The sequence below is a fragment of the Leifsonia sp. L25 genome, from assembly GCF_050632895.1.
This window is the reverse complement of the sequence record NZ_JBODRZ010000003.1, coordinates 363,036-386,608: the sequence shown is the minus strand read 5'-3', so window position 1 is coordinate 386,608 and position 23,573 is coordinate 363,036. Positions and strand designations below refer to the sequence as shown.

General features: G+C 70.3%; 18 protein-coding genes and 3 pseudogenes. 10 read left to right on the top strand and 11 right to left on the bottom strand.

The window, feature by feature from the left end:
- Positions 1–93 precede the first annotated feature (93 nt).
- On the top strand, positions 94–399 hold the full coding sequence (locus ACRAWC_RS05820; protein ID WP_431346901.1) for a hypothetical protein: 306 nt from the start codon (positions 94–96) through the stop codon (positions 397–399).
- Between the two features lie 44 nt (positions 400–443).
- Here the strand turns inward: ACRAWC_RS05820 and ACRAWC_RS05815 are convergent, their stop codons facing one another.
- From ACRAWC_RS05815 to aroA, 4 genes are all read right to left on the bottom strand, one after another.
- On the bottom strand, positions 444–1,067 hold the full coding sequence (locus ACRAWC_RS05815) for an acetate uptake transporter (RefSeq protein WP_431346900.1): 624 nt from the start codon (positions 1,065–1,067) through the stop codon (positions 444–446).
- A gap of 104 nt (positions 1,068–1,171) precedes the next feature.
- A complete protein-coding gene (gene bcp / locus ACRAWC_RS05810; protein ID WP_431346899.1) occupies positions 1,172–1,645 on the bottom strand; it encodes a thioredoxin-dependent thiol peroxidase in 474 nt (157 codons plus the stop codon).
- A 49-nt stretch (positions 1,646–1,694) separates the two neighbouring features.
- On the bottom strand, positions 1,695–2,741 hold the full coding sequence (gene rsgA, locus ACRAWC_RS05805; protein ID WP_431346898.1) for a ribosome small subunit-dependent GTPase A: 1,047 nt from the start codon (positions 2,739–2,741) through the stop codon (positions 1,695–1,697).
- Complete coding sequence (aroA, locus tag ACRAWC_RS05800; RefSeq protein WP_431346897.1) at positions 2,742–4,106, bottom strand: 3-phosphoshikimate 1-carboxyvinyltransferase; 1,365 nt, start codon at positions 4,104–4,106, stop codon at positions 2,742–2,744.
- Between aroA and ACRAWC_RS05795 the strand changes: the two genes are divergently transcribed.
- Together ACRAWC_RS05795 and ACRAWC_RS05790 are read left to right on the top strand one after the other, a co-directional pair.
- Complete coding sequence (locus ACRAWC_RS05795) at positions 4,099–4,890, top strand: sigma-70 family RNA polymerase sigma factor (RefSeq protein ID WP_431346896.1); 792 nt, start codon at positions 4,099–4,101, stop codon at positions 4,888–4,890. The genes aroA and ACRAWC_RS05795 overlap by 8 nt on opposite strands.
- The gene (locus ACRAWC_RS05790) at positions 4,887–5,132 is read left to right on the top strand and encodes a zf-HC2 domain-containing protein (protein ID WP_179607524.1); all 246 of its coding nucleotides are present in this window, start codon (positions 4,887–4,889) and stop codon (positions 5,130–5,132) included. Before ACRAWC_RS05795 ends, ACRAWC_RS05790 begins: the two co-directional genes overlap by 4 nt.
- A 115-nt stretch (positions 5,133–5,247) precedes the next feature.
- Here ACRAWC_RS05790 and ACRAWC_RS05785 read toward each other — a convergent pair whose 3' ends face one another.
- Positions 5,248–6,027: a VOC family protein gene (locus ACRAWC_RS05785; protein WP_431346895.1), complete on the bottom strand. Its 780-nt coding sequence runs from the start codon at positions 6,025–6,027 to the stop codon at positions 5,248–5,250.
- A gap of 4 nt (positions 6,028–6,031) precedes the next feature.
- Positions 6,032–7,585, bottom strand: a complete 1,554-nt coding sequence (locus tag ACRAWC_RS05780; protein WP_431346894.1) for an MFS transporter — start codon at positions 7,583–7,585, stop codon at positions 6,032–6,034.
- 174 nt (positions 7,586–7,759) lie between these two features.
- Here ACRAWC_RS05780 and ACRAWC_RS05775 point away from each other — a divergent pair, with 174 nt between their 5' ends.
- Together ACRAWC_RS05775 and ACRAWC_RS05770 are read left to right on the top strand one after the other, a co-directional pair.
- Positions 7,760–10,117, top strand: a complete 2,358-nt coding sequence (locus ACRAWC_RS05775; protein ID WP_431346893.1) for a sulfatase-like hydrolase/transferase — start codon at positions 7,760–7,762, stop codon at positions 10,115–10,117.
- A 77-nt stretch (positions 10,118–10,194) separates the two neighbouring features.
- Positions 10,195–11,301, top strand: coding sequence for an epoxide hydrolase family protein (locus ACRAWC_RS05770; RefSeq protein ID WP_431346892.1), 1,107 nt, complete (start codon positions 10,195–10,197; stop codon positions 11,299–11,301).
- A gap of 7 nt (positions 11,302–11,308) precedes the next feature.
- Here the strand turns inward: ACRAWC_RS05770 and ACRAWC_RS05765 are convergent, their stop codons facing one another.
- Entirely contained in the window at positions 11,309–11,593 is a 285-nt protein-coding gene (locus ACRAWC_RS05765; RefSeq protein ID WP_431346891.1) for an ArsR/SmtB family transcription factor, read from the bottom strand.
- 377 nt (positions 11,594–11,970) lie between these two features.
- Positions 11,971–15,777: pseudogene (locus ACRAWC_RS05760) on the bottom strand (multifunctional oxoglutarate decarboxylase/oxoglutarate dehydrogenase thiamine pyrophosphate-binding subunit/dihydrolipoyllysine-residue succinyltransferase subunit); the annotation flags it as partial.
- Between the two features lie 199 nt (positions 15,778–15,976).
- Here ACRAWC_RS05760 and ACRAWC_RS05755 point away from each other — a divergent pair.
- Positions 15,977–17,416 (top strand): GuaB1 family IMP dehydrogenase-related protein, encoded by a 1,440-nt coding sequence (locus ACRAWC_RS05755; protein ID WP_431346890.1) that lies wholly within the window; start codon positions 15,977–15,979, stop codon positions 17,414–17,416.
- Between the two features lie 44 nt (positions 17,417–17,460).
- On the opposite strand, the gene ACRAWC_RS05750 is transcribed toward ACRAWC_RS05755, so the two are convergent.
- Positions 17,461–17,856 (bottom strand): hypothetical protein, encoded by a 396-nt coding sequence (locus ACRAWC_RS05750; protein WP_431346889.1) that lies wholly within the window; start codon positions 17,854–17,856, stop codon positions 17,461–17,463.
- Between the two features lie 232 nt (positions 17,857–18,088).
- Here ACRAWC_RS05750 and ACRAWC_RS05745 point away from each other — a divergent pair.
- The 3 genes and pseudogenes from ACRAWC_RS05745 to ACRAWC_RS05735 all read left to right on the top strand — a co-directional run bounded on the left by ACRAWC_RS05745 (position 18,089) and on the right by ACRAWC_RS05735 (position 20,905).
- Positions 18,089–19,389: pseudogene (locus ACRAWC_RS05745) on the top strand (hemolysin family protein).
- Positions 19,386–20,423 carry a hemolysin family protein gene (locus ACRAWC_RS05740; RefSeq protein ID WP_431346888.1) on the top strand — a complete coding sequence of 346 codons (1,038 nt, stop codon included), beginning with the start codon at positions 19,386–19,388 and terminating at the stop codon, positions 20,421–20,423. The pseudogene ACRAWC_RS05745 and the gene ACRAWC_RS05740 overlap by 4 nt, the downstream one beginning before the upstream one ends.
- 95 nt (positions 20,424–20,518) lie before the next feature.
- On the top strand, positions 20,519–20,905 hold the full coding sequence (locus ACRAWC_RS05735) for a VOC family protein (protein WP_431346887.1): 387 nt from the start codon (positions 20,519–20,521) through the stop codon (positions 20,903–20,905).
- 4 nt (positions 20,906–20,909) lie between these two features.
- Here ACRAWC_RS05735 and ACRAWC_RS05730 read toward each other — a convergent pair.
- Both ACRAWC_RS05730 and ACRAWC_RS05725 read right to left on the bottom strand, forming a co-directional pair.
- Positions 20,910–21,994, bottom strand: a pseudogene (locus tag ACRAWC_RS05730) (NADH:flavin oxidoreductase/NADH oxidase).
- An 8-nt stretch (positions 21,995–22,002) separates the two neighbouring features.
- On the bottom strand, positions 22,003–22,620 hold the full coding sequence (locus tag ACRAWC_RS05725; protein ID WP_431346886.1) for an HAD family hydrolase: 618 nt from the start codon (positions 22,618–22,620) through the stop codon (positions 22,003–22,005).
- Positions 22,621–22,684: 64 nt separating this feature from the next.
- On the opposite strand from ACRAWC_RS05725, the gene ACRAWC_RS05720 reads away from it, so the two are divergent.
- A complete protein-coding gene (locus ACRAWC_RS05720; protein WP_431346885.1) occupies positions 22,685–23,557 on the top strand; it encodes an ADP-dependent NAD(P)H-hydrate dehydratase in 873 nt (290 codons plus the stop codon).
- The last annotated feature ends 16 nt before the right edge of the window (positions 23,558–23,573 follow it).

Genomic DNA, 23,573 nt, shown 5'->3' with positions numbered 1-23,573 from the left:
AGGAAACGTTCCGCGCTCTGGCTAGGCGGCAGGCGGACGCGGGTCTACGATCCGCAGGAAGACGCACCGCCGGGAGAAGGGACAGGTAGCCGGATGTACTTCACCGTTCACACGCTCGACGGCGACCCGGAGGTGCTGCTCAGGCGGAAGCGCGAGCACTTCGACCCTGTCGTCGCCGAGCACGCGGCACGGTTCGGGGCGGTCTCGACGGTGACGATACCGACGCCGACGGGCCTGGCGGTCTACAACCTGTGGGAGTCGGAGGGCGGGGCACGTGAGTTCACGGCGCTGCCGGAGATCCAGCGTGCGCAGCAGGAGTCGCAGCTCCCTCCGCCGAGCTCCTTCGAGCGCCACATCGACGTCGACGGCGCGAATCTCAGCATCAGCGCTGAGAAATAGCCCATCGGCAGAGCATCGTGGGTCGGGTCCGTGCTCCGCGCGGGCTACCCCCGAGGCCATACCGGCAGCACCTCGCGCTTCCACGTCGCGTTCGTCACTCCGGCCCACGACGTGTACAGCGCGACGGCGGCCGTCGCCAGTCCGAGCCAGCCGCCGACCTTCGTCGCTCCCGACGCCCCCGACAGGTCACCGATCGTCAGCGCGACGAACGTCAGGGTGAGCAGGACGAACACGGTCAGCGTCGCTCCGTTGGTCTTCGCCGCGGCGACCGTCATCAGTGCCGTGAAGATCGTCCACGCCAGAAGGAAGAAGCCGACGCCCAGGGAACCCGCGTCGTCCGCCAGTCCCGGAGCCGTGCGCAGCCACCAGAACGACAGCCAGAAGGCGCCGTACGACGTGAAGGCGGTGGCCCCGAACGTGTTGCCCCGCGCGAACTCCCACAGCCCGGCCGCGAACTGCGTCAGGCCGCCGTAGAACAATGCCATCGCGACGGCCGTGGCACCCGCCTCGCCGACCAGGCCCGCGTTGGCCAGGCTCAGCAGCATCGTGGTCAGCGCGAACGCGGCGAGGCCGAGCGGGCCGGGATCGGCGACCTCGGCGCGGGCCGGCGTCGTGACCCGAGCCGGGCTCGTGGGGTGGGCGATGGGCCGCTCGGCGGTTGCGCTCATGCGGTGCACTCCTTCGTACGAGGTCGGCCGAAGCGGCCGTCCCTCGACATTAGAATGCCAGATCGCAGATTGCAAACACCTATTGGCAGCCCGGTCGGGTGAGGTCAGTCCAGGCCGAGCTTCTTGCGCAGCGACGCGACGTGGCCGGTGGCCTTCACGTTGTAGAGCGGCAGCCGCACGGTGCCGTCCGGGTTCAGCACGAAGGTGGAGCGGATGACGCCGGTGACCGTCTTGCCGTAGAGCTTCTTCTCGCCGTACGCGCCGTAGGCGTTGTGCACCGCGAGGTCCTCGTCCGACAGCAGCGGGAAATTCAGGCGCTCCTGCTCCTGGAACTCCTTGTTCTTCGCCGGGACGTCCTTCGAGATGCCGATGACGCGGTAGCCGCTGGAAGCGAGCGAGTTGAGATTGTCGCGGAAGTCGCAGGCCTCGGTGGTGCAGCCCGGCGTCATCGCGGCCGGGTAGAAGTAGACGATCACATTGTCGCCCGAGAAGTCGGAGAGCGAGACGGGCTTGCCGTCCTGGTCGTGGAGCGTGAAGGCGGGCGCGGGCTGTCCCGCTTCGAGTCGAACCTCAGTCATGCCTCCATTCTGCCCCTCGGGTCGGGTGTGTGACGCGGAGGCGGTCGGCTCAGCGGGCGAAGGTGGCGAGGAGGCGCTGGAGCGAGTCGAGGCGGGCGCGGCCGGTGTCGCCGAGGCGGCCCTCCTCGACGGCCTCGATGATCGCGCAGTCCGGCGCGTCCGGGAGGTGCGTGCAGCCGCGAGGGCAGTCCTCGGCGATCGCGGCGAGGTCGGTGAAGGATTTCAGGATGCTCGCCGTGTCCACATGGCCCAGTCCGAACGAGCGCACGCCGGGGGTGTCGATGACCCAGCCGTGGCCGTCCGCGTTCTCCACCCGCAGCGACACCGTGGAGGACGACGTGTGCCGTCCGCGCCCGGTCACGACGTTGACGTGGCCGGTCGCGCGCTTGGCGCCGGGGACGATCGCGTTCACCAGGGTGGACTTGCCGACGCCGGAGTGGCCGACCACCACGGTGTCGTGGCCGACCAGCGCGGCCGTGATCTCGTCCACCGGGATGTGGTCCTCCCGGCTGGTGAACACCGGGAGGTCGAGCCCGGCGAAGTTCTCCAGGAAGGGCGCCGGGTCGGCGAGGTCGATCTTGGTCACGCACAGCATCGGCTCGATGCCCGCGTCGTACGCCGCGACCAGGTAGCGGTCGACCAGGCGGGTACGCGGCTCCGGGTTGGCCGCGGCCACCACGATGAGCATCTGGTCGGCGTTGGCGACGACCACGCGCTCCACCTCGTCGGTGTCGTCCGCGCTGCGGCGCAGCAAGGTCGTGCGCGGCTCGATGCGCACGATGCGGGCGAGCGTGCCCTCCTCGCCGGTGGTGTCGCCGACGACGGCCACGCGGTCGCCGGTCACGATCGGCTTGCGCCTCAGCTCGCTCGCGCGTGCTGCCGTGATCTGGCGCTCGTCCGCTGTGTCCTCGTGAAGCAGGACGGTGTACCGGCCGCGGTCGACCCCGAGGACTCGCGCGATCTCGGCGTCGGCGTGCTCCGGCCGGGTCTTGGTGCGCGGCCGGTTGCCCTTGGGGTTCGGCCGCGAGCGGATGGTCGACTCGTCGTAGAGGTCGTACTCGTCGTCCTCGTCGTCGTCATCCGACCACCACGACATCTACGCCGCCGCGCCTTCGGCCAGCATCCGGGTCCAGAGCTGCGGGAACTGCGGCAGGGTCTTGGCGGTCGTCGCGATGTTCTCGATCTCCACGCCCGGGACGACCAGACCCACGATCGCGCCGGCGGTCGCCATCCGGTGGTCCTCGTAGCTGCGCCAGACGCCGCCGGTCAGCGGACGCGGCTCGATGCGGAGGCCGTCCTCCAGCTCGGTCACGGCGCCGCCGAGCCCGTTGAGCTCGGCCGCGAGGGCGGCGAGCCGGTCGGTCTCGTGGTGGCGGATGTGGCCGATGCCGGTGATCTCGCTCGGGCCGTCGGCGAAGGCCGCGATCGCCGCGATCGCGGGGACCAGCTCGCCGCCGGTCGAGAGGTCGATCGAGATCGGCTGGATGCGCTCCGGCCCGGTCACCGTGAGGCGGTCGCCGTCCTTCGCCACGGTCGCGCCGAACAGCGGCAGCAGGTCGGCGAGGTCGGCGCCCACCTGCGTGGTCGTCTCGGGCCAGCCGGTGATCGTGACCGATCCTCCGGTGACCACCGCGGCCGCCAGGAACGGGGCCGCGTTGGACAGGTCCGGCTCGATGTCGACGTCGCGCGCGCCGATGGCGCCGGGCCGCACGATCCAGTGACCGACCTCGGGCGACTCCACCGTCACATCGCGGGCGGCGAGGGCGGCGATGGTCATCTCGATGTGCGGGAGACTCGGGAGGCGCTCGCCGGAGTGCGTCAGGTCGAGACCCTCCTCGAACCGGCTCGCCGACAGCAGCAGCGCGCTGACGAACTGGCTGGAGCTGGACGCGTCGATCCCGATGGCGCCGCCCTGCACCGTGCCGGTGCCGTGGACCGTGAACGGCAGGGCGCCGCGGCCGTCATCGTTCACGTCGACGCCGAGCGCGCGCAGCGCCGCGATGATCGCGCCCATCGGCCGGCCGCGCGCCGAGTCGTCGGCGTCGAACATCGTCGGGCCGAGCGCGAGGCCGGCGAGCGGCGGCACGAAGCGCATCACGGTGCCCGCCTGGCCGCACTCGATCGTGGTGCTGCCCAGAAGCTCCTCCGCCGGAGTGATCAGGAAGTCGGCGCCGAACTCGCTGGCACCCGGCTGCTCGACGATCGAGACGCCGAGCGCGCGCAGCGCCTCCACCATGTTGGCGGTGTCGCGGGAATGCAATGGCGCGCGCAGCAGCGAGGGACCGTCGGCGAGGGCGGAGAGCACCAGCTCGCGTGCTGTCAGCGACTTGGAGCCGGGCAGCGAGACGGAGGCCGTGACCGGGCCGCCGGCGAGCGGCGCCGGCCAGAGCGTGTTCGGCTCCTCGGCGCGGTTGTCGCCGTACGGGTCGAAGTCAGGGGCGGAATATTTCGAGATGAGCATTGTTGTCAAGGGTATCCGTCATCGAGCCCGAAGGAAGGACCGGCCCGTGCCCGCAGCCGCTGCTGTCCTCGACGCCCCGCGCACCCGTGCGCTCGCGCCGTCGAGGGTCCGACCTCGCCACCGCATCCTGGGGCGTCGGGTCGCTCAGCCGTCGCCGCAACTAGACTGGCCCGTGATGAGCACCGAAACCGAGGACAAGGGCGCGCTGTTCGAAGAGCAGGCGCTTCCCTTCATGGACCAGCTCTACGCGGCCGCACTGCGCATGACGCGCAACCCGGCGGACGCGCAGGACCTGGTGCAGGAGACGTATGTGAAGGCGTACGCCGCCTTCGCGCAGTTCCAGCAGGGCACGAACCTGAAGGCGTGGCTGTACCGCATCCTCACCAACACGTTCATCAACACCTATCGCAAGAAGCAGCGCGAGCCGTACCAGGGGACGATCGACGAACTCGAGGACTGGCAGCTCGGAGGTGCGGAGTCGACCACCGCAACCTCCAGCCGCTCGGCCGAGGCGGAGGCGATCGACCACCTGCCCGACAGTGCCGTCAAGGACGCGCTTCAGGCCATTCCGGAGGACTTCCGGCTGGCCGTCTACCTCGCCGATGTCGAAGGGTTCTCCTACCAGGAGATCGCCGACATCATGAAGACCCCGATCGGCACCGTCATGAGCCGCCTCCACCGCGGCCGACGGATGCTTCGGGAGCTTCTGACCGACTACGCGCACGAACGCGGGCTCTCAGCGGTCCAGAGCCCGGCCGTGCAGACGACCAGGAGAACGAAATGACCGACTGCGGCTGTGAGAAGGCGAAGGCCGAACTCGAGGAGTACCTGCGCAACGAGCTCTGCAACGAGGATGCTGCAGACGTCCGCGAGCACCTCGCGAACTGCGACGGCTGCTCGAGCGAGGCGCACCTGAACGTCGTGCTGACCGAGGTGGTGCAGCGCGCCTGCAAGGAGACGGCGCCCGAGACGCTGCGCACCGAGGTGCTGCTGCGCATCCGGTCGTTCCAGGCGTCCGTGCACTGACGCTCGCGCGCCCCGATTCGTCACGAATGTCGGGTTTCGCGCGCGGAAACGCGCGATTCGTGACGAATGTGCTGCGCGGCTGAACGCGCGATTCGTGACGAATGTCGGCGGCGGGTCAGGCGATCGAGCCGGGGACCTCGTGCAGGAAGAAGAGGCCGCCGAGGGGGTCGGTGACCTGCGCGAAGCGGCCGAAGTCACTGTCCCACGGGTCGCGGATGGCGGTGCCCCCGAGTTCGACCACCCGGGCGACGGCTGTGGCCGCGTCCTGGACGCCGAAATACACGACCCAGTGCGACGGCACCCCGGGCGGCAGCATCCCGTCGGCATCGAACACTCCGCCGCTCGGCGACTCCGGCTCGCCGAAGGTCAGGTAGCGGAAGTCGGCGGTGTCGCCGAGCACCTGCGTCTTCCAGCCGAACACGCGCTTATAGAACTCGACCTGATCCCCGTAGCTGCGCGCGTACAGCTCGTGCCAGGACAGCCCGCCCACCTCGGCGACGAGCTCGAAGCCGCGGTGCTGCTCCGGCTCCCAGAGGCCGACGACCGCTCCGCCCGGGTCGGCCACGACCGCGAGGCGACCCTGGTCGCCGACCGTCATGGCGGGGGAGAGCACCTGCGCACCGGCGTTCGCCGACGCGCGCTCTCCGGCCTCGGCGTCCTCCACCAGCAGGTAGGTCAGCCATGCATTCGGCTGCTGGCCCTCCATCGCCTCGCCCATGCCGGCGACGAGACGCCCGTCGCGGCGGAAGGTCACGTAACCGCCGTACTCGCCGCCGCCGGCCTCGGCCGTCCAGCCGAACAGCGACGTGTAGAACTCCTGGGCGCGGGGAAGATCGGCGGCGGCATAGTCCACCCAGCAGGGTTCACCCAAACGGTGCGTGGTCACGACGGTCATGGCGTCAACCTACGCCCGTAGGCGCGCAGCTCGCGACCGGTCGTCCCGGTCCCGGTCGTGAGGTCCTCGCTCGGCGGGAGGAGGATCGCCACGACGTGAACCAGCTCCAGAGCCCACCCATCCGGTCGGTCGTTCGTCGCTCACCCGGTCCTCCCCGCCGTCGGCGCCCCGCCGGAGCCGCCGCCGTGCGCGGCAGCAGCAGCGCCGCGATCAGCCCCGTCGCCCCGAGCACCGCCACCACGGCCATCGCGATGCCGTACGCCTCGCCTCCGCGCTGGAGGTTCGCCACCAGGATCGTGCCGGCGATGGCGGTGCCGAAGGTGGAGCCGAGGTTGGACACGCTGCGCGAGAGGCCGGAGATCTCGCCCTGCACCCGCTCCGGGAACGCCGACTGCACCACATTCACCGACGGGGTCAGCATGAGGCCGAGGCCGGCGCCGATGAGGAACAGTCCGGGCACGAACGGCCAGCCTCCCGTGGTCCCGGCGACCAGCCAGATCAGCAGCACCACTCCGGGCACGCACAGCACGAAGCCGGTGACGATCAGCCCGCGCTGCGAGAACCGACGCGCCAGCCTCCCCGCCAGCAGGGAGGTCAGCAGCAGTCCGATCGTCGCCGCGGTGAAGATCACCCCGGTCTGGATCGCGTTGTAGCCGCGCACCACCTGCAGGTACGCGGACACGGTGAACGAGGTCCCCATCAGGATGACCCACTGCAGGTTCTGGGTGATCAGCGCGAGGTTCGACACGCGCACCCGGAAGAGGCTCGTGGACAGCAGCGGCGCCCTCCCGGTCCGCTCGCGCCGGCGCACCCAGAGGAGGAACCCGATCAGGATCGCGACCCCGGCGATCACGAGCGCGATCATCAGCGGCACGCTCGTGTCGGCGGCAAGGATCCCCATCACCAGCACGAACAGGCCGAGCGCCGAAAGGATCGCGCCCACGGTGTCGAACGGCCGCTTCGGGTCTGCGGGCAGCGGGTCGGTCAGCGAGCGGCTGAGCAGCAGGATGACCACGATCACGAGGGCCTGGAACAGGAACGCGGCGCGCCAGCTGATCGCGGTCGTGATGAGCCCGCCGATGAGCGGGCCGGCCGCGGCGCCGACGCCGCCCATCCCGCTGATGATCCCGAACGCGACCGCGCGGGTCGGGATGTCCGGCAGGCAGATCGTCGTGAGGATGTAGACCGGCGGGATGAGCATCGCCGTGCCGACGCCCTCCAGCAGCGAGTTGCCCAGGATGACCGCCCACAGCCCCGGCGCGGCCGCCGTGACGAGCGCGCCCACCCCGTAGACGATCAGGCCGATGACGAAGCTGCGCTTGCGGCCGAGGTTGTCGGTCAGTTTGCCCATCGGGATCATCAGCGCCGCCATCGTGAGCAGGAACAGCGTGATGCTGACCTGGATGCCCTGGACCGTCGTGCCGAGGTCGCGCGACATGTCGTTGATCATCACGTTCATGTTCGAGCCGGCGAAGCTGCAGATGAACTGCGCCAGCGCAAGCGGTGCGATGATGCGGCGGATCGTGGCCTGCGAGGCCGCAGCGGTCGTTCCGGTCATGTCGGCTCCCGGGGTCCCCTCGCTTCCGATCAGTGCGTGCGGGCGGATGTTACTGCGGCCGGACCGGTCGGTGCAATCGGGGTTGCCGCAGCCGAACGGGCCGGGTTAGGGTGCGGCCGTCCGGCGTCCCCGGCGTCATGCGGCGTCGGCCGGCCGGAGACTGAGGGGGACGAAATGCCCGCACCGTTCCGAGGCCGCATCGACCTGGACATCCGCGACTCGGAGCCCGACTGGGCGCCGTTCGAGCCGCCCACGGCTCCGGAGGGCGCGCCGAACGTCGTCCTCATCGTGCTGGACGACGTCGGGTTCTCGGCGATGAGCTGCTACGGCGGCCCGATCGACACCCCGAACATCGACCGGCTGGCCGACTCGGGCGTGCGCTTCACGCAGTGGCACACGACGGCGCTGTGCTCGCCGACGCGCTCCGCCCTGCTCACCGGGCGCAACCACACCCGCAACTCGATGGCGTGCATCACGGAGGCCGCGACCGGCTTCCCGAACGCGAGCGGCACCATCCCGCAGGAGAACGGGATGCTCTCGCAGATCCTCGGGGAGCGGGGCTGGAACACCTACATCGTGGGCAAGTGGCACCTGTGCCCGTCCGATGAGATGAACCTGGCCTCCACCCGTCGCAACTGGCCGACCGGCCGCGGGTTCGAGCGTTTCTACGGCTTCCTCGGCGCCGAGACCAACCAGTGGTATCCGGACCTCGTCTACGACAACCACCCTGTCGACCAGCCGGCGTCGCCGGACGACGGCTACCACCTCACCGTCGACCTCACCGACAAGGCCATCGAGTTCATCGGCGATGCGAAGGCGCTGGCGCCCGACAAGCCGTTCTTCCTCTACTACGCGCCAGGAGCCGCGCACGCACCCCACCACGCTCCGAAGGAGTGGATCGAGAGGTTCGCCGGGCGCTTCGACGGCGGCTACGAGGCGATCCGGGAGGAGATCCTGCAGCGCCAGATCGCGCTCGGGCTGGTGCCCGAGGGGACGGAGCTGCCGCCCGTCAACCCGATCGGCACGCCGGAGACCCGCAGCGGACCGGACGGCCAGCCGTTCCCGCCGCTGGACGTGACGAAGCCGTGGGACTCCCTCGGCGACGACGAGAAGCGGCTCTACTCGCGGATGGCGGAGGTCTACGCCGGCTTCCTCGCGCACACCGACGACCAGATCGGGCGGCTGCTCGACTACCTGGAGGAGTCGGACACCCTCGACAACACACTGATCATGCTGGTGTCGGACAACGGCGCGAGCGGCGAGGGCGGCCCGGACGGCTCGGTGAACGAGAACAAGTTCTTCAACGGCATCCCGGACAGCCTGGAGGAGAACCTCGCGATGCTCGACGAGCTCGGCGGCCCGAAGACCTACAACCACTACCCGAACGGCTGGGCGATGGCCTTCAACACCCCGTTCAAGATGTGGAAGCGCTACGACTACAACGGCGGGACGGCCGACCCGTGCATCGTCTCCTGGCCGAAGAAGCTCGGGCACGGCGGCGAGCTGCGGCACCAGTACCATCACGCCGTCGACATCGTGCCGACCGTCCTGGACCTGCTGGAGGTGGAGGCGCCCGAGCAGATCGGCGGCCACGTGCAGTCCCGGATGGACGGGGTGAGCATGCGCTCGGCGGTCGCGGACGCGGACGAGCCGACCACGCGCCCGACGCAGTTCTACGCCATGCTGGGGTCGCGGTCCATCTGGCACAACGGCTGGAAGGCGGTGTCGAACCACCCCGTGCTGAGCGGCTGGAGCCGGTTCAACGATGACACCTGGGAGCTGTACCACACGGACGTCGACCGGTCGGAGGTGCACGACCTGGCGGCCGAGCATCCGGACAAGGTGCGCGAGCTGGTCAACCTGTGGTTCGCGGAGGCCGGCGCCAATCAGGCATTCCCGCTGGACGACCGCTCGGCGCTCGAGATCCTCCTGACTCCGCGGCCCCGGCTCACGAGCCCGCGCAACCGCTACGTCTACCGGGTGGGCGGCGCGGAGGTGCCCGAGACCGAGGCAGTCAACATCCGCAACCGCTCCTACGCGATCGGGGCGCTCGTCGACCTGCCGGACCGTGGGGCGGAGGGCGTGATCTTCGCGCACGGCGCCCGGTTCGGCGGCCACGCCCTGTACGTCAAGGACGGCCGGCTGCACTACGTCTACAACTTCGTCGGCAGCCTGGAGCAGCGGGTCGATGCGACCGAGGACCTCCCGACGGGCGAGGACATCATCCTGTCGGCGGCGTTCGAGAAGGACGGCGAGGAGGCGCCCGGTCTCGCCACCGGTGTCCTCAGCCTCTACCACGGCCAGCACAAGGTCGGGGAAGGCCGCATCAAGACCCAGCCGGGCTACTTCTCGCTCGCCGGAGAGGGACTCTGCGTCGGGTACGACAGCGGCGAGCCGGTGACCGACGACTACCCCGGCGTGCGGCCGTTCCGGTTCACCGGCGGCACGCTGCACCGGGTGGTCGTGGACGTCAGCGGCGAGCCGTATGTCGACCTGGAGCGGCAGGCCGCGGCGATGCTGGCGCGGGAGTAGCGGAGCACGCGGCCCGGCGGTTACGGCTGTCGGGCCCTGCGGCTATGGCTGTCGGGCCCTGCGGCTACGGTGGCGGCATGGCCATCGACGACTTCCGCATCCACGTGTCCGACGACATCCTCGCCGACCTGCGAGACCGCCTCGCGCGCACCCGCTACCTGCGCTCGCCGCGTCCCGGCTGGCAGGGCGGTCCCGGCGGGGAGGAGCTGCGCGCGCTCGTGGACGGTTGGCTCGCCTTCGACTGGCGTGCGGAGGAAGAACGGCTGAACGCGGTGGAGCAGCACGTCGCCGAGGTGGCCGGCCACCGCCTGCACTTCGCCCGCGTGCGCGGCACGGGAGCCGGCCCGCACACGCCGCTGCTGCTGCTGCACGGCTGGCCCAGCGCCTTCGTGGAGTATCTCCCGCTCGCGAGCCTGCTCTCGGACTCGTTCGACGTGATCGTCCCGTCGCTACCCGGGTTCGTGTTCTCGGAGGCGCTGGAGCCTCCGCTGACCCGCCGCGCGATCGCGGACGCGCTGCACGGGCTGATGACGGAGGCGCTCGGATTCGAGCGCTACGCGACGTTCGGCGGCGACATCGGCGGCGGGGCCTCCACCTGGCTCGGGGTCGACCACCCGGACAGCGTGGCCGGCATCCAGCTCCTGAGCGGGCCGTTCCCGGAAGGGGACGCGGCGGACGACGACGAGGCCCGCTACCTGGCCGCGCTGGACGAATACGACCGGCTGGACGGCGGCTACAGCGAGATCATGCTCACCCGCCCCGACACCATCGCAGCGGCGCTGAACGACTCCCCGGCCGGGTTACTCGCCTGGATCGCCGACAAGTGGCACGACTGGATCGACGACCGGGAGGGCGATGCCTGGCAACGTGTGGTCGACTCCGGCATCCTCTACACGATCGCGACGCTGTACTGGACCACCGACAGCATCGGGACGTCGTTCCAGCAGTACTACGACTACGAGCAGAACCCGCCGCGTCCGCCGCTCGCGGTGCCGGTCGGTGTCTACCTGGCGCGGGAACCGGCCATGTCGGGCTTCCCGCGCTCGCTGGCCGAGCGGGCGGCGCTGCGCCTGGTGGAGTTCGTGGAGGCGCCGGCGGGCGGCCACTTCGCCGGGTTCGAGTACCCGGAGGCCGCGGCGGAGGCGATCCGCGGCTTCCACGCGCGGGTGGGGGAGGACGGCTGACGCCGCGTCAGACCGACCTCAGGAACGACGACACGATATCGAGCGAGCCGGGCACGATGCGGTAGTACGCCCAGGTGCCGCGCTTGCTGCGGCTGAGGAAACCTGCGTCAACCAGGATCTTCAGGTGGTGGGAGACCGTCGGCTGGGAGAGGTCGAGCGGCTCGGTGAGGTCGCAGACGCACGCCTCGCCGTCCGCGTGCGCGGCGACCATCGAGAGGAGCCGGAGACGGGCCGGGTCGGTAAGCGCCTTCATCGCGCGGGCGACCGAGACGGCGTTCTCCTCGCTGATCACCTCTGCGGTGATGGGCGCGCAGCAGGCCTGGAGGTCGCGCAGGGGAGGAGCTCGGTGATCGCCATGTGTCGATCATCGCGCATATATTGACAAACGTCAATGTATGTGGCCATGCTGGATTCATCGACAAACGTCGATGAAGAAGGGAGAACGACCATGGGATGCTGCGACACGACCGAATGCCAGCCGCTGCCGGACGGGTCCTGCCTGCCGGATTGTTGCTAAGAGCACAGCGCTGCTGACGGCGACCCGGGCCGCCGCCCGCATCGGGCGGCGGCCCACCACCTTGTCCGACCTAGCGGCCCCCCGAAGAGCAGACAACGCCAGGAGCCGCGACCCGAATCGGACCGCGGCTCCTGGCGTTGTCAACGCGAGGACTAGAGCGTCAGCGCGCGCTGGATCAGCAGCGACTGCTCCTGCGCGTGGCGCTTCGCCGAGCCGGCGGCGGGCGACGCCGACGCCGGTCGCGAGATGACGCCGATCGGGCGCGGGCCCAGCTTGGAGGTCTCCAGGATGATGAACGGCCAGGCGCCCTGGTTCTCCGGCTCGTCCTGCACCCAGACCAGCTCGGCGTTGGGGTAGGAGTCCGCCGCCGCCTTCAGCTCGGCGCCGGGGAGCGGGTAGTACTGTTCCAGGCGCACCAGGGCGATCTCCGGGTTCGGGTTCTTCTCCAGTTCGCTCGCGAGATCGTGGTAGAGCTTGCCGGCCATGAACAGCACGCGCTTGACGGCCGCCTTGTCGGTGATCCGCGCGTCGTCGATGACCGGCTCGAACTTGCCGTTCGTGAAGTCGGCCACGTTGCTCGACGCACCGCGGAGGCGCAGCATCGCCTTCGGCGTGAACACCACCAGCGGGCGGCGCGGCCGGGCGTAGGCCTGGCGGCGCAGCAGGTGGAAGTACGACGCCGGGGTCGACGGGCGCGCGACGGTCATGTTGTTCTCGGCGCAGAGCTGCAGATAGCGCTCGATGCGCGCACTGGAGTGGTCCGGCCCCTGGCCCTCGTAGCCGTGCGGGAGCAGCAGCACCAGCGACGAGCGCTGGCCCCACTTCTGCTCGGCCGAGGAGATGAACTCGTCGATGATGATCTGGGCGCCGTTGGCGAAGTCGCCGAACTGCGCCTCCCACAGCACCAGGGCGTCCGCCCGCTCGACCGAGTAGCCGTACTCGAAGCCCATCGCGGCGTACTCGCTCAGCAGCGAGTCGTAGATCCAGAACTTCGCCTGGTTGTCGCTGAGGTTCGCCAGCGGCAGCCACTCCTGGCCGTTCAGCCGGTCGTGCAGCACGGCGTGGCGCTGCACGAACGTGCCGCGGCGCGAGTCCTGGCCGACGAGGCGCACCGGGGTGCCCTCCAGCAGCACGCTGCCGAGCGCCAGCAGCTCGCCGAAGCCCCAGTCGATGCTGCCGTTGCGGCTCATGTCGCTGCGCTTGTTGAGGAGCTGCTGCAGCTTCGGGTGCACAGTGAAGCCCGCGGGCGGGTTGTTGAACGCGTCGCCGATGAGCTGGATGACCTGCGCGCTGACGGCCGTGGTGTCCGGCTCGCCGACGTTGTCGTTCTCGTCCTGCTGGGCGATCGGGTGCTCGATGTCTGCCGTGGCCTCGCCCTGCGTGATGATCGGCACGGAGTTGGTCTGGGCGGCGTGCGTCTCCATGAAGGCGCGCTCGAGACGGTCCTGGAAGTCCGCGTGCGCAGCTTCGTACTCCTCCTGGGTGATGTCGCCGCGGCCGACGAGGGCCTCGGTGTAGAGGCGGCGCACGGAACGCTTGGCCTCGATGAGGTTGTACATCAGCGGCTGCGTCATCGAGGGGTCGTCGCCCTCGTTGTGGCCGCGGCGCCGGTACACGATGAGGTCGACGACGACGTCGCGCTTGAACTCCTGGCGGTATTCGAAGGCGAGCTGCGCGACGCGCACCACGGCCTCCGGATCGTCGCCGTTCACGTGGAAGATCGGCGCCTGGATCGTCTTCGCCACGTCCGTCGAGTAGACCGACGTGCGGCCCTCGCCGGGCGGGGTGGTGAAGCCGACCTGGTTGTTGATGTTGACGTGGATGGTGCCGCCGGTGCGGTAGGCCCGGAGCTGCGACATCTGCATCTGCTCGACCACGATGCCCTGGCCGGCCATCGCCGCGTCGCCGTGGACGAGGATCGGCAGGGTGAGGAAGGTGCCGGCCGGGCGGCGGTCCTGCTTGGCGCGGACGATGCCCTCCAGGACGCCGTCGACGGCCTCCAGGTGCGAGGGGTTCGCCGCGAGGTAGACCGGGATCTCGGCGTCGTCGGCGCCCTTGAAAGTGCCCTCGGTGCCGAGGTGGTACTTGACGTCGCCGGAGCCCTGGACCGTGCGCGGGTCCTGGGTGCCTTCGAACTCGCGGAAGATCTGACCGTAGGTCTTGCCCGCGATGTTGGTGAGCACGTTCAGGCGGCCGCGGTGGGCCATGCCGATCGCGGCCTCGTCGAGCCTGGCCTCCGCCGCGCTCTGCAGGATGGTGTCGAGCAGCGCGATGGTGGACTCGCCGCCCTCCAGGCTGAAGCGCTTCTGGCCGACGTACTTGGTCTGCAGGAAGGTCTCGAACGCCTCCGCCTCGTTGAGCTTGCCCATGATGCGGAGCTGCTCGTCGTGGGTCGGCTTCTCGTAGGGGCGCTCCAGCTTGTCCTGGATCCATTTGCGCTGGGCCGGGTCCTGGATGTGCATGTACTCGACGCCGACGGTGCGGCAGTACGAGTCGCGCAGCACGCCGAGGATGTCGCGCAGCTTCATCTTGCGCTTGTCGCCGCCGAACGCGCCGGTGACGAATTCGCGGTCGAGGTCCCAGAAGGTGAGGCCGTGGTTCTCGATCTCGAGGTCCGGGTGGCTGCGCTGGACGTACTCCAGCGGGTCGATGTCGGCCATGAGGTGGCCGCGCACCCGGTAGGAGTTGATCAGCTCCTGGACGCGGGCGGTCTTGTCGACGGCGCTCGCCAGGTCGACCGAGATGTCCGGGTTCCAGTGGATCGGCATGTAGGGGATGCGCAGCTCGGCGAAGATGTCCTCGTAGAAGCTGCGCTTGCCGATCAGCAGCTCGTGCACGATCTTGAGGAACTCGCCGGAGCCGGCGCCCTGGATGACGCGGTGGTCGTAGGTGCTGGTCAGCGTGATCGTCTTGCCGATCGCGAGCCCGGCCAGCGTCTTCTCGCTGGAGCCCTGGAACTCGGCCGGGTACTCGAGCGCGCCGGCGCCGATGATGGCGCCCTGGCCCTTCATCAGGCGCGGCACGGAGTGGACCGTGCCGATGCCGCCCGGGTTGGTCAGCGAGATGGTGGTGCCGGCGAAGTCGCCCGCCGTGAGCTTGTTGTTCCGGGCCTTCGAGACGAGGTCTTCGTAGGCGGCGAGGTACTCGCCGAAGCGCATCGTGTCGGCGCGCTTGATGCTCGGCACGAGCAGTGCGCGGGTGCCGTCGGGCTTCGGGAGGTCGATCGCGATGCCGAGGTTGATGTGCGCCGGGGCGACGACGGAGGGTTTGCCGTCGACCTCCTCGTAGAACACGTTCTGGCTCGGGAACTGCTTGAGCGCCTGGATGAGCGCCCAGCCGATCAGGTGGGTGAACGACACCTTGCCGCCACGGGCGCGCTTGAGGTGGTTGTTGATGACGATGCGGTTGTCGATCATCAGCTTGGCGGGGATGGTCCGCACGCTGGTCGCCGTCGGAACGGTGAGCGACGCGTCCATGTTCGTGGCCAGCGACTTCGCCATACCGCGCAGCGGGGTGACCTTGTCCTCCTCGGCCGGCTCCACCGTGGCGTTGGGCGCGGTGACCGGGGCGTCGGCCGGAACAGGCTGGGGCTTCGGTGCGATTGAGGTGGTGCGCGCCACCGGCTGGGCGCCGATGATCGGGATGGGGGTCGTGACGGGGCGGGGCTCGGAGGCCGACTCGGCCGGCGGCGCGGGCTGCTCGGGAGCGCCGGGTGCGGGCGCCGGCGCCGGCGGCTGCGCGGGGGAGTCGGGACCGTCGGCTCGGCCGGGGTCGGGACGGTCGGCTCGCTGGGGGTGGGGACGCTCGGCTCTGCGGGCGTCGGGGCGGGGGTCTCGCTCGGAGTGGAGGACTCGCCCTCCTTCACGGTCGGCTTGTAGCTCTCCAGGACAGGCCACCAGGACTTGTCGACCGAGTTCCTGTCCTGGAGGAACTGTTCGTACAGCTCCTCGACGAGCCATTCGTTGGCTCCGAACTCACCCGACGATCCGTCGTCGGTTCCCACTCCGGTCAATTGGCTCGACACAGCCGATCGCCCACTCTCTCCGTTGATTCGTTACGATCGGGCGGCCTCGGGCCACCCGTTCCATCCGAGCATCAAGCCTAATCCCATCCGCGGCCCGGTGCGGGCGTCCGGCCCGGGAGGCTACCGTTATTCCCATGCAGTTCTATGCGACGACTCCGCGGCACGACCTCACCTACTCGGACGTCTTCCTGGTTCCCTCGCGATCGAACGTGACGAGCCGCCTCGACGTGTCGCTCGCGCCCCAGGACGGCACCGGCGCGACCATCCCGATCGTGTCCGCCAATATGAACTCGGTGACGGGCAAGCGGCTGGCCGCCACGCTCGCCCGCCGCGGCGGCCTCGGCGTGCTTCCGCAGGACATGCACCTGCAGGACTTGGACGAAGCGATCCGGTGGGTCAAGGCGCAGCCGGTGGCCTTCGACACCCCCTACGAGGCGCGTCCGGAGGAGACCGTGGCCGACGTGCTGCGGCGCGTGCCGGCCGTCGAGGGGCACGGCGTGGTCGTGAGCGACGACGCCGGCACGTACCTCGGCTGCCTCGCGGCCGTCCAGCTCGGCTCGGCGCTGGCGGACGCGCGGATCGGGGACCTGCTGCACGGGGCGCTCACGTCGCTCGACGCCGACGACCTCCCCGACGGCCGGGCGGCGTTCGAGGTGATGGACGCCGCGGGCCTCGCCTTCGCGCCGGTGCTCTCGCACGGCCGTGTGGTCGGCACGCTCAGCCGCACGAGCGCACTGCGCTCCACCATCTACACGCCGGCGCTCGACGCCCACGGGCGCCTGCGCGTGGCGGCGGCGGTCGGCATCAACGGCGACGTCGCGTCGAAGGCCAAGGCGCTCGCGGCTGCCGGTGTCGACGTGCTCGTGATCGACACCGCGCACGGCGACCAGGACGGCATGCGCCGGGCCATCCACACCGTCAAGCAGCTCGGGCTCGGGCTTCCGATCGTCGCGGGCAACGTGGTGACGGAGCAGGCCGTGCGCGATCTGGTCGCGGCCGGCGCCGACATCCTGAAGGTCGGCGTCGGTCCGGGCGCGATGTGCACCACCCGCATGATGACCGCGGTCGGCCGCCCGCAGTTCTCCGCGGTGCTGGAGACCAGCGCGACCGCGCGCGGACTCGGCGCGCACGTTTGGGCGGACGGCGGCGTGCGGTACCCGCGCGACGTCGCGCTGGCGCTCGCCGCGGGCGGGGCGTCGGTGATGATCGGCTCGTGGTTCGCCGGCACGATCGAGGCGCCGGGGGCGATCGTGAGCGACGAGCACGGCGCGCTGTACAAGGAGAGCTGGGGGATGGCCTCCACCAAGGCGGTCACCGGCCGGTTCGAGCGTCTCGACGCGTTCGACCGGGCCCGCAAGACGCTGTTCGCCGAGGGCATCTCCAGCTCGCGCATCTACCTGGACCCGCTGCGGCCCTCGGTGGAGGACCTGCTCGACATGATCACGACCGGCCTGCGCAGCTCGTTCACGTACGCGGGCGCACGCACCCTCGCCGAGTTCCACGACCGCGCCCTTGTCGGCATCCAGTCCGCCGCCGGCTACGAGGAGGGCAAGGCCCTCCCCGTGAGCTGGTGAGCATTCGCCGAGTACGCGGATAATCTGCGTACTCGGGGGTGGGTTTACGAGCCGTTTCCGGACTGGCCGCCGAAGCCGCCGTTGCCGCCGAAGCCGCCGTTGCCGCCGTTACCGCCGTTGCCGCCGAACTGGCGCGGGGTGAAGTTCTGGTTCGTGCCGAAGCCGGTACGCCCGTTGCCGTCGAAGGCGTGGGCGGTGAAGTAGCCGGCGAAGAAGATGACGACGAGGATGGCGACCGCGCCGACCGCGAGCGCCGTGTTCTGCGCCCAGCTCGGCCAGCGGTGCAGGACGCTGTTGTAGCTCGGCCCGGCCGGCTTCGCGGGAGGGACGGGCACGGCGGGCGGTGCGTAGTTCGGGGCGGGCTGGGCGTACGGCGGCTGCTGTCCGTACTGCGGCGCCGGCTGCCAGGGCCGGCCGGGGTCGGGTGCTGCGGTGCTCATGGACGGTTCCTCTCGGTGGGGCTTCTGCCGCGAGGATGCCGCCGCTCGCTTCGGGGGCCCTATGGCGAGTCGATGCGCCCGCTGGGAATCGCGCGGATGGCCCGCCATGCCCGGCATTTCCGCGGACCGCGCCGCTATACTGCTCGGGAAATGGACGACCCTCCTTCTGCCAGCCCATTCCAACCGATGAGTCCGCCCGGGCGGGGTGGTCGCCGTGCTCTCTGAGTGGATCATGCTGGGGGTCGGCCTCCTGCTGACCGTCGGCACCGGCCTCTTCGTCGCCAGCGAGTTCGCCCTGGTGAACCTCGACCGCGCCGACCTCGAGGCGCGACGGGAGCGCGGCGAGTCGCGGCTGACCATGACCATCGCCGCGCTCAAGATCACGTCCACACACCTCTCGAGCGCACAGCTCGGCATCACGCTGACGACGCTCCTGACCGGTTACACGATGGAGCCCGCGATCAGCTCGCTGCTGCGCGACCCGCTCACGGTCCTGGGCCTCCCGGGGGCGCGGTCGTGGTGATCGCGTCGGTGGTCGCCATCACCGTGGCGACCCTGCTGTCGATGATCCTCGGCGAGCTGGTGCCCAAGAACTTCGCGCTCGCCCTGCCGATCGCGACGGCCAAGCTGGTCATCCCGTTCCAAACCGTGTTCACCACCGTCTTCCGTCCGTTCGTCTTCCTGCTCAACGGCACGGCCAACGGGTTCCTGCGGATGCTCGGCATCGAGCCGAAGGAGGAGCTGTCGGCGGCCCGCACCGCCGACGAGCTGTCGTCCCTGGTGCGCCGGTCCGCGAGCGCCGGCGTGCTGGAGGCCGACACCGCGACGCTGCTCAGCCGCACGCTCGCGTTCTCGTCGCGCACCGCCTCGGACGTCATGACGCCGCGGCCCCGGGTGGAGGCCGTCAAGCGCACCGACCCGGCGCAGACCGTCATCGGGCTCGCCCGCAGCACCGGCTACTCGCGGTTCCCGGTCGTGGACGAGGACGTGGACGACGTCGTCGGCTTCGTCCACGTCAAGCAGGCCGTCGCCGTTCCGCGCGAGCGCCGCGAGCGCGTGCCCGTCTCCGCGCTCCAGACGGAGGCGCTCCGTGTGCCGGAGACGATGACCCTCGACACTCTGCTCGGCGAGCTCCGCGGCCAGGGCTACCAGATGGCCGTCGTCGTAGACGAGTACGGCGGCACCTCCGGCATCGCGACGCTGGAGGACCTGGTCGAGGAGATCGTCGGCGAGGTCGCCGACGAGCACGACCGCACGCGGGCCGGCGTGGTCCGCGGCCGGGACTCCATCACCTTCCCGGGCATCCTGCGCCCGGACGAGCTCCTGGAGCAGGCCGGCGTGACCGTGCCGGAGGAGGGGCCGTACGAGACGGTCGCCGGCTTCGTCATGAACGAGCTCGGCCGCCTCCCGAAGGTCGGCGACGAGGTCCCGATCGAGGGCGGCACGCTCCGCGTCGAGCGGCTGGAGGGGCGGAGGGTCGACAGGATCCGTTACACGCCCGATCCCGAGCTCCCGGCGGGAGGTGCGGCATGAGCGACTGGGCCGGCATCGCCTGGCTGGTGGTGCTCCTTCTCGTGAACGCGTTCTTCGTCGGCGCCGAGTTCGCGGTCATCTCCGCGCGCCGCTCGCAGATCGAGCCGCTCGCCGAGCGCGGCAAGCGCAGCGCCAAGACCGCGCTGTACGCGATGGAGCATGCGACGCTCATGCTCGCGACGACGCAGCTCGGCATCACGGTGTGCTCGCTGCTGATCCTGAACGTCTCGGAGCCGGCCATCCACCACCTGCTGGAGGTCCCGCTCCACGCGACGGGCTGGTCGGAGGACGTGATCGGCACGGTCGCGTTCATCGTCGCGCTGGTCGTGGTGTCGTTCCTGCACGTGGTCTTCGGCGAGATGGTTCCGAAGAACATCTCGTTCTCGATGCCCGACCGCGCCGCCCTGCTGCTCGCGCCTCCGCTGGTCGGGATCGGCCGGGCGGTCCGCCCGATCATCGTGGCGCTGAACGCGAGCGCGAACGCGGTGCTCCGCCTGTTCCGGGTGGAGCCGAAGGACGAGGCGGCCAGCACTTTCACCCTCGACGAGGTGGCCACGATCGTGAGCCAGTCCACGCGCGAGGGCCTGCTGACCGACCGGATCGGAGCGCTGACGGCGGCGTTCGAGTTCACGGAGAAGAAGGTGCGCGACGCGATGGTCAAGCCGGAGACGCTGGTCTCGCTGCCGCCTGCTCCGACGCCCGCGGACGTGGAGAAGGCGGTCGCCAAGTACGGTTTCTCGCGCTACGTCGTGCCGGACGGCGACGGCGAGCCGACCGGCTACCTGCACCTGAAGGACGTGCTCGACCTCGAGGAGACCGGTTTCGAGCTCCCGGTGCCCGCCAAGCGGATCCGCCGCCTGGTCACGGTGTTCATCGACTCCGACCTGGAGGACGCGCTCGCCAGCATGCGCCGCACCGGCAGCCACCTGGCGCGCGCAGTCGACGGCGAGGGCACGACGGCCGGCGTGGTGTTCCTGGAGGACATCATCGAGGAGCTCGTCGGCGAAGTGCAGGACGCGACGCGACGGCTGTAGACCTTTCTGTTCTGCTCTAGACCCTTCTGTTCAGGGGGCCAAAGCCCCACTGCCGGAGTAGCATGCCGCCCGGAATGAAGAGGAGAGGAATTCTCATGTTATCGTCGAGCAAGACGTACTCCGTCCTTCCTGCTTCGGACCTGGCGCGCGCCACCGCGTGGTTCCGCGACAAGCTCGAACTCGAACCGGAGGACACCAGCGAGCAGGGGGTCCGCTACCGCACTGGTGGGGACTCCTGGATCTACATCTACGAGACGTCCAACGCCGGAACCGCGCAGAACACCGCCATGTGCTGGCTGGTGGACGACATCGCGGCCGAGATGGAGCACCTGCGCGGCAGGGGAGTGCAGTTCGCGGACTACGACTTCCCCGGTCTGAAGACCGAGAACGGGGTCGCGACGGACGACTCGGGCAAGTCGGCCTGGTTCCAGGACAGCGAGGGCAACTATCTCTGCCTGACGCAGCCCATCACGCCGATGTAGCGGGTCAGTCGCGCCACGCCGCCCGCAGGTACTGCGGCGGCCAGTAGTCGATCCTGACGCCGAGCTCGTGAGCGGCCCGCAGCGGGAAGTGCGGGTCGCGCAGGAGTTCGCGCGCCAGCATGACCGCGTCGGCGCTGCCGCCCTCCACGATGTCGGCCGCCTGCTGCGGCGTGGTGATCAGGCCCACGGCGCTCACGTCCACCTCGGCCGAGCTGCGGACGTGCTCCGCGAACGGCACCTGGTAGCCCGGCTGGGTGGGGATCCGGACCCCGGTCTGGATGCCGCCGGAGGAGATGTCGAAGAAATCGGCCCCGGCCTCCTGCGCCCAGCCCGCGACGATCGCGGTCTGCTGCTCGTCCCAGCCGCCCGGCGTCCAGTCGCTGCCGGAGAACCGCACGAACAGCGGCAGGTCGTCGCCGATCTCCTCGCGCACCGCCGCGACGATGCGCAGCAGCAGCCGGGCACGGTTCTCGAGCGAGCCGCCGTAGTCGTCGGTGCGGTGGTTGGCGACGGGGAGAGGAACTCGTGCAGCAGGTAGCCGTGCGCGGCGTGCAGTTCCAGAATGCGGAAGCCCACGTCCGCGGCGCGGCGGGCCGCGGCGCGGAAGTCGGCGACGATCCGGTCGATGCCGTCGAGGTCGAGCTCCTGCGGCACGTCGTAGTCGCCGAACGCGATCGGCGACGGCGCGACGGCGGTCCAGCCGCCTTCGTCCGCCGGGACCGAGCCGTGCCGGTCCTCGAAGCCCCACGCCGGCCAGCTCGACGCCTTGCGGCCGGCGTGCGCGAGCTGGATGGCGGGGACGGCGCCCTGAGACGCGACGAACTCCACGATCGGCCGCCAGGCCTCGGCCTGCTCGTCCGACCAGATGCCGGTGTCGCGCGGCGAGATGCGGCCCTCCGCGTCGACGGCGGTCGCCTCGGTGAAGACGATCCCGCTGCCTCCCGTCGCGAGGGAGCCGAGGTGGACGAGCTGCCAGGTCTGCGGAACACCCGAGTGGTCGAGCACGGAGTACTGGCACATGGGGGAGGTCCAGATCCGGTTGCGGACCGTCACGCCGCGCAGGGTCAGCGGATCGAAGAGCGAAGTCATACTCGTTACTAAGCCGCCAGAGTCTGGAGATATGCCCGGAGGTCCTCTGCGGACGTGTAGACGTGGCCGGCGATCCCGAGCGTGCGGGCCCCTTCCACGTTCTCGGGCTTGTTGTCGATGAAGATGGTCTGCGCGGGCGTGACGCCGAGCTCGGCCATGACGTGCTCGAAGATCGCGGCGCTCGGCTTGACCGTGCCCAGCTCGCCGCTGACGAAGACCTGCTCGAACAGGTCGCCGAGCGTCCCGTGCCGGAAGTAGGAGCCGAAGTCGCGGCCGGCGTTCGACAGCAGCGCCAGGCGGGTGCCGCCGGCCTTGAGGTCGAGCAGCACCTGGAGGGTGTCGTGGTCGATGGTGAGCCAGCTCCGGAAGTCGGCGAGCCACAGCCGGTGGATCGTGGCGTCCTCCCAGTTCTCGCCGAGCTCCCGCTCGATACCGCGCCAGTACTGCTGGATCGACAGCGTGCCCTGATCGAGTGCGTTCCGGTGCCGCCAGTACGCCGGCCAGAACTGCTCGGCGTCGCCGCCGGCGAGCCCCACGAGCGCGGTGCGGTCCGCTTCGCTCGGGGTGACCGAGATGACCTCGCCGTAGTCGAAGACGACCACCGAACCGGGGATGGAGATGCTCACCGCTTCAACCTATCGTGGGCGGGGGGTTCAACCTATCGTGGGCCCGGGAGGTTCGATGGAGGAGATGACGGTCCCGTCCGAGCTGGCGGTGGGGACGGCCTGGAGCGGCGAGTTCGCCCGCGGCTGGATCGCGGTGCCGACCGAATCGGACGACAAGTACTCGCGCGGGGTGCTGGGGATGGTCACCGGCTCCGCCCGCTATCCCGGCGCCGCCGTGCTCGGCGCCGAGGCGGCCGCCCGCACCGGCGTCGGGATGATCCGATACCTCGGCGCCGAGCGCGCCGCCCACGAGGTACTGCGGCGCCGGCCCGAGATCGTGTCGGCGCCCGGACGTGTGCAGGCCTGGCTCCTCGGCTCCGGAATGGACGCCGACGACCGCGACGACGACGACCTCCGCCGGCTGCGCGACGCGCTCGACGACGGGACCCCGCTGGTGATCGACGCCGGCGCGCTCGACCTGGTGATGCGAGCGCGTGGACCGGTCGTGATCACGCCGCACTACCGCGAGCTGTCGAAGGCGCTCGCCGCAGCGGCCGACGACGGCGGCCCGACGCCCGAGCCGGAGGAGATCCGCCGCGACCCGGGAGGCTGGGCCGAGCGCGCCGCCTCCGCCCTCGGCGCGACGGTGCTCCTGAAGGGCCACACCACGCACGTCGCCACCCCCGACGGCTCGCGCGTCACCGTGACGGCCGGGCCCGCGTGGCTCGCGACGGCCGGCAGCGGCGACGTGCTCGGCGGCGTCCTCGGCGCCCTCGTCGCGACGCACGCGGAGGCGATCCGGGAGCGAGGGCACGAGGCTCTCGCGGCTCTCGCTGCGACCGCCGCGTGGCTGCACGGCCGCGCAGGCGAGGCCGCATCGCAAGGCGGTCCGGTGGCCGCGCTCGACGTCGCGGAGGCCGTGCCGGTGGTGCTCAGGAGCCTGCTCGCACGAAGCTGAGCGACCTCGCACACTG

Excerpts from the sequence above, each read along its gene's own strand:
- ACRAWC_RS05820 (WP_431346901.1), top strand. The coding sequence starts at position 94 with ATGTACTTCACCGTTCACACGCTCGACGGCGACCCGGAGGTGCTGCTC.
- ACRAWC_RS05815 (WP_431346900.1), bottom strand. The coding sequence starts at position 1,067 with ATGAGCGCAACCGCCGAGCGGCCCATCGCCCACCCCACGAGCCCGGCT.
- bcp (WP_431346899.1), bottom strand. The coding sequence starts at position 1,645 with ATGACTGAGGTTCGACTCGAAGCGGGACAGCCCGCGCCCGCCTTCACG.
- rsgA (WP_431346898.1), bottom strand. The coding sequence starts at position 2,741 with ATGTCGTGGTGGTCGGATGACGACGACGAGGACGACGAGTACGACCTC.
- ACRAWC_RS05795 (WP_431346896.1), top strand. The coding sequence starts at position 4,099 with ATGAGCATTGTTGTCAAGGGTATCCGTCATCGAGCCCGAAGGAAGGAC.
- aroA (WP_431346897.1), bottom strand. The coding sequence starts at position 4,106 with ATGCTCATCTCGAAATATTCCGCCCCTGACTTCGACCCGTACGGCGAC.
- ACRAWC_RS05790 (WP_179607524.1), top strand. The coding sequence starts at position 4,887 with ATGACCGACTGCGGCTGTGAGAAGGCGAAGGCCGAACTCGAGGAGTAC.
- ACRAWC_RS05785 (WP_431346895.1), bottom strand. The coding sequence starts at position 6,027 with ATGACCGTCGTGACCACGCACCGTTTGGGTGAACCCTGCTGGGTGGAC.
- ACRAWC_RS05780 (WP_431346894.1), bottom strand. The coding sequence starts at position 7,585 with ATGACCGGAACGACCGCTGCGGCCTCGCAGGCCACGATCCGCCGCATC.
- ACRAWC_RS05775 (WP_431346893.1), top strand. The coding sequence starts at position 7,760 with ATGCCCGCACCGTTCCGAGGCCGCATCGACCTGGACATCCGCGACTCG.
- ACRAWC_RS05770 (WP_431346892.1), top strand. The coding sequence starts at position 10,195 with ATGGCCATCGACGACTTCCGCATCCACGTGTCCGACGACATCCTCGCC.
- ACRAWC_RS05755 (WP_431346890.1), top strand. The coding sequence starts at position 15,977 with ATGCAGTTCTATGCGACGACTCCGCGGCACGACCTCACCTACTCGGAC.
- ACRAWC_RS05750 (WP_431346889.1), bottom strand. The coding sequence starts at position 17,856 with ATGAGCACCGCAGCACCCGACCCCGGCCGGCCCTGGCAGCCGGCGCCG.
- ACRAWC_RS05740 (WP_431346888.1), top strand. The coding sequence starts at position 19,386 with ATGAGCGACTGGGCCGGCATCGCCTGGCTGGTGGTGCTCCTTCTCGTG.
- ACRAWC_RS05735 (WP_431346887.1), top strand. The coding sequence starts at position 20,519 with ATGTTATCGTCGAGCAAGACGTACTCCGTCCTTCCTGCTTCGGACCTG.
- ACRAWC_RS05720 (WP_431346885.1), top strand. The coding sequence starts at position 22,685 with ATGACGGTCCCGTCCGAGCTGGCGGTGGGGACGGCCTGGAGCGGCGAG.